At 60.5% G+C, this 9,656-nt stretch carries 10 protein-coding genes; 4 read left to right on the forward strand and 6 right to left on the reverse strand.

Annotated elements, in window-relative coordinates:
• Positions 1 to 6: 6 nt before the first annotated feature.
• Entirely contained in the window at positions 7 to 1,194 is a 1,188-nt protein-coding gene (locus tag GDV60_RS10310) for an acyl-CoA dehydrogenase family protein (RefSeq protein ID WP_029300649.1), read from the reverse strand.
• Between the two features lie 64 nt (positions 1,195 to 1,258).
• Positions 1,259 to 2,404: an FMNH2-dependent alkanesulfonate monooxygenase gene (gene ssuD / locus GDV60_RS10315; RefSeq protein ID WP_029300651.1), complete on the reverse strand. Its 1,146-nt coding sequence runs from the start codon at positions 2,402 to 2,404 to the stop codon at positions 1,259 to 1,261.
• A gap of 254 nt (positions 2,405 to 2,658) precedes the next feature.
• On the opposite strand from ssuD, the gene GDV60_RS10320 reads away from it, so the two are divergent.
• From GDV60_RS10320 to GDV60_RS10330, 3 genes are all read left to right on the forward strand, one after another.
• Entirely contained in the window at positions 2,659 to 2,928 is a 270-nt protein-coding gene (locus GDV60_RS10320; RefSeq protein ID WP_029300653.1) for a hypothetical protein, read from the forward strand.
• Positions 2,929 to 3,150: 222 nt separating this feature from the next.
• Positions 3,151 to 4,311: a cysteine desulfurase family protein gene (locus GDV60_RS10325; RefSeq protein WP_159907041.1), complete on the forward strand. Its 1,161-nt coding sequence runs from the start codon at positions 3,151 to 3,153 to the stop codon at positions 4,309 to 4,311.
• A gap of 37 nt (positions 4,312 to 4,348) precedes the next feature.
• Entirely contained in the window at positions 4,349 to 6,157 is a 1,809-nt protein-coding gene (locus GDV60_RS10330) for an aminopeptidase P family protein (RefSeq protein ID WP_159907043.1), read from the forward strand.
• Positions 6,158 to 6,202: 45 nt separating this feature from the next.
• On the opposite strand, the gene GDV60_RS10335 is transcribed toward GDV60_RS10330, so the two are convergent.
• Both GDV60_RS10335 and GDV60_RS10340 read right to left on the reverse strand, forming a co-directional pair.
• Positions 6,203 to 6,793, reverse strand: a complete 591-nt coding sequence (locus GDV60_RS10335) for a 2-hydroxychromene-2-carboxylate isomerase (protein ID WP_159907045.1) — start codon at positions 6,791 to 6,793, stop codon at positions 6,203 to 6,205.
• Between the two features lie 36 nt (positions 6,794 to 6,829).
• Positions 6,830 to 7,561: an SDR family oxidoreductase gene (locus tag GDV60_RS10340; protein ID WP_092235356.1), complete on the reverse strand. Its 732-nt coding sequence runs from the start codon at positions 7,559 to 7,561 to the stop codon at positions 6,830 to 6,832.
• A gap of 90 nt (positions 7,562 to 7,651) precedes the next feature.
• Here GDV60_RS10340 and GDV60_RS10345 point away from each other — a divergent pair, with 90 nt between their 5' ends.
• Complete coding sequence (locus tag GDV60_RS10345) at positions 7,652 to 8,212, forward strand: TetR/AcrR family transcriptional regulator (protein ID WP_070996203.1); 561 nt, start codon at positions 7,652 to 7,654, stop codon at positions 8,210 to 8,212.
• 4 nt (positions 8,213 to 8,216) lie between these two features.
• Here the strand turns inward: GDV60_RS10345 and GDV60_RS10350 are convergent, their stop codons facing one another.
• Together GDV60_RS10350 and rhtA are read right to left on the reverse strand one after the other, a co-directional pair.
• The gene (locus GDV60_RS10350) at positions 8,217 to 8,498 is read right to left on the reverse strand and encodes a hypothetical protein (protein ID WP_029300660.1); all 282 of its coding nucleotides are present in this window, start codon (positions 8,496 to 8,498) and stop codon (positions 8,217 to 8,219) included.
• Between the two features lie 169 nt (positions 8,499 to 8,667).
• Positions 8,668 to 9,555, reverse strand: a complete 888-nt coding sequence (rhtA, locus tag GDV60_RS10355) for a threonine/homoserine exporter RhtA (protein ID WP_029300661.1) — start codon at positions 9,553 to 9,555, stop codon at positions 8,668 to 8,670.
• Positions 9,556 to 9,656 lie beyond the last annotated feature (101 nt).

The following is a 9,656-nucleotide window of genomic DNA, read 5'->3' on the forward strand; positions in this document are numbered from 1 at the left end:
GCACCTCTAGGAATAGAACGTTGGCGTCGGCAGGGACTGGTTCAAGGCCCAGTCGCCCAATTCGTGGAGTTTGTAGTCCACCGGGTCGTGCAGGCTTTGGGTGCGCAGGTTGCGCCAGTGGCGGTCCAGGCGCAGCGAGGCGTGGGTGGAGCGGGCGCCGGTGACCTCAAACAGGCGGCTGCACAGCTCCAGGCCGTTGCGGGTGGCGGCGACCTTGGCCGTGGCGATGGCAATCGCCAGTTGCCCACGCTCGTGTTCGCTCAAGGCAGGGCCCTTGGCCCAGGCCTGGTCCAGCAGCTCGGCGGCCCGTTGTACCAGTAGGCGCACGCCTTCGAGTGCGACCCAGAATTCGCCGTAGTGGCTGAGCACATAAGGGTCCTGACGCACATCCTGGACGCTGGATTTATGCCAGGGCCGTGTTTCGGCGAGGGTGTAGTTACGCGCTTCCTCAAACGCGCCTTCGGCAATGCCGAGGAACATTTGGGTGAACGTCAGTTGGGCAATCAGCGGACGCAGGCAGGCGAACGGCGTGCTCAGGGGGCCGGGGTCCAGCAACAGTTCCGACTCTTCGACCCTGACGCGCTCGAAGCTGGTGCTGCCGCTGTCGGTCTGGCGTTGGCCGATACTGTTCCAATCGTTGTGCACGGTGATGCCGCTGCGTGCGCTGGGGATAGCGGCGATCAGCAGCTTGCCGCCGGCGCTTTCATCGACTGCCGAGGCGATCAGCATCTGTGAGTCGCTGGCGCCGGAGCAGAAGCTCTTTTTTCCGGAGAATTCGCGCCAGCCGCCAAAGTCCTTGACCACCGTGCGCGTATCCAGGGGGTTGAGGGCATTGCCCCAGAACCAGTGCTTGCGGGCGGTCTGTTCGAACCAGGGCTGCCATTGCTCCGGGCGGGAAAACAGGCGCACGGTGGCCAGCATCAGATGATGGAAGCCGAACACGTGGGCGATGGAGCTGTCGACCTTGGCGAACTCGCGCACGACCTCCAGGGTTTCGCTCCAACGTGCGCCAAGGCCGCCGTACTGGGTGGGAATGCTCAGTGCCAGCAGGCCACTGTGGCGCAGGGCATCGCGCTCGGCCTTGGGCGTGCCGCCGCGCTCGTCACGCTCTACGGCGCTGAGGGCGAACTCGGCGGCCAGCAGCTTGGCGGTTTGCAAAGGGGATGGCAGGACGCTATGGGGTTTGGCTGGCACGCGGTGCTCCAGAAAAAATCACATGCGCTGTAGGCACCGGCATGCCGGCTCCTACAAAGGTGGGTCAGGCTTTTGCGGTGGCAGGCAGCACATCGTTGGCGATCATTTCGCCGAACGGCCCGGTAAGGTTGGTGATGCCGCGTCCGGCCAGGCTGGCGTAGGGTTCGGGCAGCAGCGGGAATACCAGCTCGGCAAAGCGATAGGCTTCTTCCAGGTGCGGGTAGCCGGAGAAGATGAAGCTCTCGATGCCCAGGTCGGCGTATTCCTTGATCCGCTCGGCCACTTGTTGTGGGTTGCCTACCAGCGCGGTGCCGGCGCCTCCGCGTACCAGGCCGACGCCGGCCCACAGGTTGGGGGCGATTTCCAGGTTGTCGCGCCGCCCATCGTGCAGGGCGGCCATGCGGCGCTGGCCTTCGGAGTCAAAGCGCGAGAAGGATTTTTGCGCGGCGGCAATGGTCTCGTCGCTGATGTGTTCGATCAACTTGGCGGCTGCCTGCCAGGCTTCGTCTTCGGTTTCGCGCACAATCACATGCAGGCGGATGCCGAACTTGACGGTGCGACCATGGCGCGCCGCACGTTCGCGTACATCGGCGAGTTTCTCGGCGACGGCTGCGGGCGGTTCGCCCCAGGTCAGGTACACGTCGACCTGTTCGGCGGCGAGATCGTGGGCCGCATCGGACGAGCCGCCGAAGTATAGCGGTGGGTAAGGTTTCTGAACCGGCGGATAAAGGGCCTTGGCGTTCTGCACCTTCAGGTGTTTACCTTCAAAGTCGACGGACTCGCCTTGCAATACTCGGCGCCATATCTTGAGGAATTCATCGGTCACCTCATAACGTTCACTGTGGTCGAGGAAGCTGCCGTCACCACGGTTTTCATCGGGATCGCCGCCGGTCACCACGTTGATCAGCAGGCGGCCGTTGGACAGGCGGTCGAGGGTGGCGGCCATGCGCGCGGACACGGTGGGCGAGATGATCCCCGGGCGGATTGCCACCAGGTAGCGCAGGCGTTCGGTCAAGGGCACCAGTGCCGAGGCAATCACCCAGGAGTCTTCGCAGGAGCGGCCGGTGGGAATCAGCACGCCGTGGTAGCCGAGGTTATCGGCGGCCTGGGCTACTTGCTTCAGATAGTTGAGGGTGACTGGGCGCGCACCCTGGGTAGTCCCCAGGAAATGGCCGTCGCCATGGGTCGGAAGAAACCAGAAAACATCCATGACAAGTCCTTGAGCGATGTTCAACAGAGAGTGTTGCCCGGCCAACAGTTGTGGAAACAACAGTTGCGGCGTTGGGGGACCGTTATAGAACGTCTGGTTTATTCCGTAAACGAACGTATTTCTCTATTTATAGATCCATAAGGAATATGTCGGATTGGCTGATAGCGACTATCACAGCGGATGATTTTTCCCTGCAAAGGCGTGGGAGTAGCCTGTGTTCATTGCCTTGACGCCCGATTCGCAGGACCTTCGCCATGAACCACTACCTCACTGTTGCCTTGTTGCTGGTTGCCTCTTTGCTTGCCGGTTGCGCCTCCCCTCCGGCACCCGAGTTGCGGCCCTACACCGCCGAGGAGGCCAGGCAGTTGGCGATGGAAGGGCTTAACCGCCGTGGCTTGTCGTTTGACGAATATCAACAGAAGAAAGCCGAGCTGTCTGCCCAGCCACAGACACCTTTTGGCTTTGATCGCCAGGGTGAAATGAATGCAGAGCGCAACGTGATGTTGCATGACCGTCCCAGCTAAAAGCGTTGGCGGTGGTCCCGAGCCCGAAGTTCTTCGCAGGAACTTCGGGCTTTTTGTTTTCCATCCTTTTCATCGAGCCTGTTAAGCTCAATTTCAGGAGCGTTCCTACGCACTTTTCAATTCTTTAACGGCATCCGATCGGGTTAACCTGACGATCTCTGTACTGGTCGCTGCCCCTGGGACGCTGATCTCGGGAACATGCTCTGCGGGTCTTTAAACGTCATGAATAAACGTCCTTTGTATTTCGACTACGCCGCCACCACACCGGTGGATGAGCGGGTCATCCAGGTCATGGTCGAGTGCCTGGGTTTCAACGCCAATTTCGGTAACCCCGCATCCAGCTCCCATGCGTTTGGCCAACAGGCCCGGCACACGGTCGAGCAGGCGCGTCGGCAGGTGGCGGAGCTGGTCGGCGCCCAGCCCGAACAGATCGTCTGGACCTCGGGCGCCACCGAATCCAACAACCTGGCGCTCAAGGGCGTGGCCCAGGCGCGGGGCGTGGCCGGTGGTCATATCATCACCAGCCAGATCGAGCATAAGGCGACGCTGGACACCGCGCGCCAACTGCAGGAGGCCGGGGTTGCCGTGACCTACCTGGTGCCGGACGCCGATGGCCTGATCACCGCCGAGGCGGTCAGCCAGGCACTGCGTGAAGACACGTTCCTGGTGTCGTTGATGCTGGTCAACAACGAACTGGGTACGCTCAACGACATCCCGGCCATTGGCGCGCGAGTGCGTGAGCATGGCGCACTGCTGCATGTGGATGCGGCGCAAGGGGCGGGCAAGGTCGAGATCGACCTGGCGCGCTGGCCGGTCGACCTTATGTCGTTTTCTGCACACAAGCTGTATGGCCCCAAAGGCATCGGTGCGTTGTATGTCGGGCCGCGGGCGCAGCAGAACGTCACCGCACAGATCCACGGGGGTGGTCATGAAGGTGGGCTGCGCTCGGGTACCCTGGCGACCCACCAGATTGCAGGCATGGGCAGTGCCTTTGCGTTGGCCGGGCAATTTTTTGCTGAAGAGTCGGCGGGGATTGTCGCCCTGCGCCAGCGTCTGCTGGAGCAAGTGCTGGCTATCCCCGGCGTGCGCCTGAACGGCAGTGCCACCCAGCGCATTCCCCACACCTTGAGCCTGACGTTCAGCGAGGGTGAGTTCAATTCGGCGGCCTTGAGCGCCGGTATCGCGTTTTCGGCCACCTCTGCCTGTAATTCGGCAAGCAATGCGCCGTCCCATGTATTGCTTGCCCTGGGGCATGATGCGCGCAGCGCCGGTCGCACCATTCGCCTGAGCTTGGGGCGCTTCACCACCGAGCAGGATATCGATCAGGCGTTGCAATTGATCAAGAGCTCGCTGGCCAGCGCACCGGCCTTCTGGGCGGTTTGAAACATATAAAAATTATTAGTGGTTAGCAGGAGACAAGATGAGTACGCAGCCTTTGACCCATGGAACGGTTCCCCAGCGCCTGGCGCATACCCGCGAGTTGATGCAGCGCGAGGGCATCGATGCCCTGCTGGTGCCATCGGCCGATCCGCACCTGTCCGAATACCTGCCGGGTTACTGGCAGGGGCGGCAGTGGTTGTCGGGGTTTCATGGGTCGGTAGGCACGCTGATTGTCACCGCTGATTTTGCCGGTGTCTGGGCTGACAGCCGGTACTGGGAGCAGGCGAGCAAGGAGCTGGGCGGCAGCGGTATTGAGTTGGTGAAGCTGCAACCGGGGCAGCCCGGCCCGTTGGAATGGCTGGGTGAGAACACTCCTGAAGGTGGGGTAGTGGCAGTGGACGGCGCGGTGATGGCCGTTGCATCGGCCCGCACCCTGGGCAGCAAGTTGGCGGAGCGTGGCGCTCGCCTGCGTACTGATATCGATTTGTTGAGTGAGGTCTGGACTGACCGTCCCGAGCTGCCAAACCAGCCGATCTACCAGCACCTGCCGCCCCAGGCCACCGTCAGCCGAGGGGAAAAGCTCGCGGCACTGCGCGCCAGCCTGAAGGACAAAGGCGCGGATTGGCATTTCATTGCCACCCTGGATGACATTGCCTGGCTGTTCAACCTGCGCGGTGCAGATGTTTCGTTCAACCCGGTGTTTGTGTCGTTCGCCCTGATCAACCAGCAGCAGGCAACGCTATTTGTTGCCCTCGGCAAGGTCGATGCCTCGTTGCGTGGGGTGCTGGAACAGGATGGCGTGACACTGCGTGACTACAGTGAAGTGGCGGCGGCCCTGGCTGAAGTGCCGGACGGTGCCAGCCTGCAGGTGGATCCAGCACGCGTGACTGCCGGGTTGCTGGATAACCTGGGCAGTGGCGTCAAGCTGGTGGAAGGGCTCAACCCGACCACGCTGGCCAAGTCCCGCAAAAGCCTGGCGGATGCCGAGCATATTCGCCGGGCGATGGAACAGGATGGCGCGGCCTTGTGCGAGTTTTTCGCCTGGCTGGACTCGGCCCTGGGGCGCGAGCGCATCACTGAGCTGACGATCGATGAACACCTGACTGCCGCACGAACCCGGCGCCCCGATTATGTGTCGCTGAGTTTCAATACCATCGCCGCGTTCAACGGCAATGGCGCGATGCCCCATTACCACGCCACGGAAGAAGAGCACGCGGTGATCGAGGGTGATGGCCTGCTGTTGATCGACTCAGGTGGCCAGTACCTGGGTGGCACCACTGATATCACGCGCATGGTGCCAATTGGCACGCCGAGCGAAGAGCAGAAGCGCGATTGCACCCGTGTGCTCAAGGGCGTGATTGCCTTGTCGCGCGCGCAATTTCCCAAGGGCATTCTCTCTCCGTTGCTGGACGCCATCGCCCGTGCGCCGATCTGGGCCGAAGGTGTGGATTACGGTCATGGCACCGGTCACGGGGTTGGCTACTTTCTCAATGTCCATGAAGGCCCGCAGGTGATTGCCTACCAGGCTGCGGCCGCGCCGCAAACCGCGATGCAGCCGGGAATGATCACCTCCATTGAACCGGGCACTTATCGTCCGGGGCGTTGGGGGGTGCGTATCGAGAACCTGGTGTTGAACCGGGAGGCGGGTAAGACCGAGTTCGGTGAGTTCCTCAAGTTCGAAACCCTGACTCTGTGCCCGATCGATACCCGTTGCCTGGTACCGTCATTGTTGACGATCGAGGAGCGGCAGTGGTTCAACGACTATCACGCTGAGGTGCGTCAACGCTTGAGCCCGTTGCTCAGTGGCGCCGCGCTTGAGTGGTTGCAAGTGCGTACGGCCGCGATATAAGGGCTGACTGCTCGCAGGTCTGGGCCTGCGAGCAGGATGCTGGTGTTAACTCAAGGCTTCGCGGACAAAATCCAGGCGATCCTGGCCGAAGAACAGTTGTTGACCGACAAACAGGCTAGGCGCACCAAACACGCCACGGGCAATCGCTTCTTCGGTCTTGTGCTTGAGGGCGTCCTTTACTGCCTCATCCTGGGCCAGTTCCAGTACCTGGGCAGGGTCGAAGCCGTGTTCTGCCAAGACCGCTGCTACCACTGCCGGATCCCCCAGGTTGCGTCCATCCACCCATAACGCTCGGAACAGGCAGTCGATGAAGTCGATAAAACGCTCTGGCTGGCGTAGTTGAATGCCGGTAACGGCGCGCATCAGTGTCAGGGTGTTGATGGGGAAGTGCGGGTTGAACTTGAGGGGCACACCGTAACGCTTGGCGTAACGTGCCAAGTCTTGCAGCATGTAGCGGCCCTTGGCCGCAATGGTGATGGGCGAGGCATTGCCGGTGGCTTTGAAGATGCCACCCAGCAGGATGGGTTGGTACACCAGCTGGCTGCCGGTTTCGGCACAGATTCCAGGTAGTTGGGTGTAGGCCAGGTAGGTGGTGGGGCTGCCGAGGTCGAAGAAAAATTCCAGGGTTTTGTTCATGTCGGATGCTCGCTGCTTATTGTTATGTAGGCGTGCTTACCAGGTTTCATTCCAGGGGCGCAGGTCCAGTTCGAAGGTCCAGGCGTCCCGTGGCTGGCTGTGCAGGTGCCAATAGTTGTCGGCGATATGCTCGGGATCAAGGATGCCATCCTGGTCCTTGAGTGCGTATTTGGTTGGGAAGTTGTCGCGGATGAAGTCGGTGTCGATGGCGCCATCTACTACCACGTGAGCTACATGGATGTTCATCGGGCCAAGCTCGCGCGCCATGCTTTGAGCGAGGGCGCGAATGCCGTGCTTGGCGCCGGCGAAGGCAGCGAAGCCGGCGGCGCCGCGTAACCCGGCTGTGGCACCGGTAAACAGGATAGTCCCGCGCTGGCGGGTCACCATGCGCTTGGCCACTTCCCGGGCATTCAGGAAGCCAGAGAAGCAAGCCATCTCCCAGATCTTGAAATATTTGCGTGCGGTTTCTTCGAGGATGCTGCAAGGCACATTGGCGCCGATGTTGAACACGAAGGCTTCAATCGGACCCAGCTCGCTTTCGATCTGCTCGATCAGCGCGATCACCTCATCCTCCTTGCGTGCATCACAGGCAAAGCCGTGGGCCTCGCCACCGGCCGCTTGAATACTCTCCACCAGAGGCTGCAGTTTGTCGGCACTGCGTCGGGTGACGCAGGCCACATAACCTTCACGGGCAAAACGCTTGGCGATGGCGCCGCCTGTAGCGTCGCCTGCGCCGACGACCAGCACGATTTTCTTATTTTCAGTCATGGGAAGCCCTTTAGTAAACGGTCGTTAACTAAACGCACGTTATGCTACGCTTCGGCAGGCGTCAAGGTGGTGAATTCATGGGGAGAAGCGATGCGCTATTCAGTCAGTCACAAGCAGCAAACCAGAGATAAGCTCCTGCAGAGCAGCGCGGCCCTGGCTAAAAAAGAAGGGTTTGCCAGTGTTGGCGTGGATGGTTTGATGAAGGCCATTGGCTTGAGTGGAGGGGCGTTCTATAGCCATTTTTCCTCCAAGGACGCGTTGTTCAGCTCAATCGTCGAGCACGAGTTGAGCCAAAGCCTTGCGCGTTTGGGGGAAGGGGAGGTGCAGAGTCGAGAGCGCCTGGACCGCTGCCTCAAGATCTATTTGAGCATGGCCCACGTGGAGCAGGTGCAAGACGGGTGCGCATTGCCGAGCATGGGGGCGGAGATTGCTCGTGCTGATATAGCTGTACGCCAGCAGGCGCAAGAGTGGATTTGTCGGTTGCAGGCCAACTGGGCACGGACTTTGGAGAGTGACAGCTTGGCCTGGGCGATGTTGTCCCAGTGCGTGGGGGCACTGGTGGTGGCTAGAATGATGGTTGACCCGGACGTTCAGGCGCGGGTGCTTTCATCGAGCTATAAAGAGCTCAGCCAGAGGATCGCCCAGCCATGACTACTTACTTGCAGAGCACGATCATGCTGCGGCTGGTATAGCCGGCAGGGTTGATACCGAAAGGGTAGTCACCTGGCTCTTCGGTGTTGTCGCCGGACTTGGCGATCACCCGATAGCCCTTCTTGCCGCACGAGTTGGCTGCGCTGGTGTAGCACTGATCCCAGGAGGAGGACAGGCCAGAGCAGTTGATATGCAGCCCTTTCTTTCCGCGTTTGACTTCGGTCTTGGTGGTTGCGGCACATCCCGCCAGGGCGATGACGACAAGCACTATCAAAATTCGCTTCATTACCATCCTTAATAGCCGCGCCGTTGGAATGCCCGATGCTGGCTTTGCTCGCTCTCAAGTCTAGCGTTCGTGGATGTCCTTATTCGAAAATCTCCATGACTGACACTGAGTTACGGCCTAAACATGGCCTAATTGAGCGGCAAATGCCAGAGCTTCGTTAAATCCTGTCTCAATCTGCCGGGACGATTGGCTTTGACTGGCTGCGCATGGTCAGCGTTGCACCCACGGAAGCCAGGATAATGCAGGCGATCGCGAGCCATTGGGCCAGGGACAGGTATTCCTGAAGGAAAAACAGTCCGGAAAGCGCGCCGAATGCGGGCTCGATACTCATCAAGGTGCCGAAGGTGCGTGCGGGCAGTCGGGTCAGAGCGACCATCTCCAGGGTATAGGGAAGGGCAGTTGAAAGAATCGCCACGCCAATGGCGATGGGAATCAGCGCGGGTGTCAGCAGGGCGCTACCGGCATGGACGATACCGATAGGGGCCACGAACAGTGCGGCGATCATTACGCCAAGGGCGGCTGTTTGGACGCCGTTGTCCGCGCCAGCTTTTTGCCCGAACAGAATATAGAGTGCCCAGCAGATACCCGCCCCCAAAGCGTAGGCCGCCCCGGTCAAGTCGATGCCTTGACTGGCTTCACCAACCGGTATCAAGAGCAGTAGGCCGATGATGGCCAAGGCGATCCACAGGAAGTCAACGGCGCGCCGCGAGGCATAGATGGCTACGGCCAGTGGCCCGGTGAACTCCAGAGCCACTGCAATTCCCAAGGGCACGGTGCGTAATGACATATAGAAGAGGAAGTTCATGCCGCCAAGCGCCATCCCGTAGACGATGACGGTGCGCAGTGACTTGGCGGTGAGTTTTGCGCGCCAGGGACGAAGCAACAGCAGCATGATGATGCTGGCGAAAACCAGGCGCAGCGTAGTGGTGCCTTGGGCGCCGACAATCGGGAACATGCTTTTGGCCAGCGACGCACCTGACTGGATCGAGGCCATGGCGATGAGCAGCAGCCCGACAGGAAAAAGTGCGGAGCCCAGGCTGCGGGATGAGGTGGTCATTGGGGGTGTTTGTCCAGGTCATATAAAGGCAGAAGCCACTATGATGATCAACTGGTTCGGAATGGGCAATATATTGCTCAAATTTGTGCGTGCTATCTGTA

Origin of the sequence: Pseudomonas sp. DTU12.1, from assembly GCF_009873475.1 — a bacterium.
In the GTDB taxonomy this organism is placed as follows: Bacteria; Pseudomonadota; Gammaproteobacteria; order Pseudomonadales; family Pseudomonadaceae; genus Aquipseudomonas; species Aquipseudomonas proteolytica.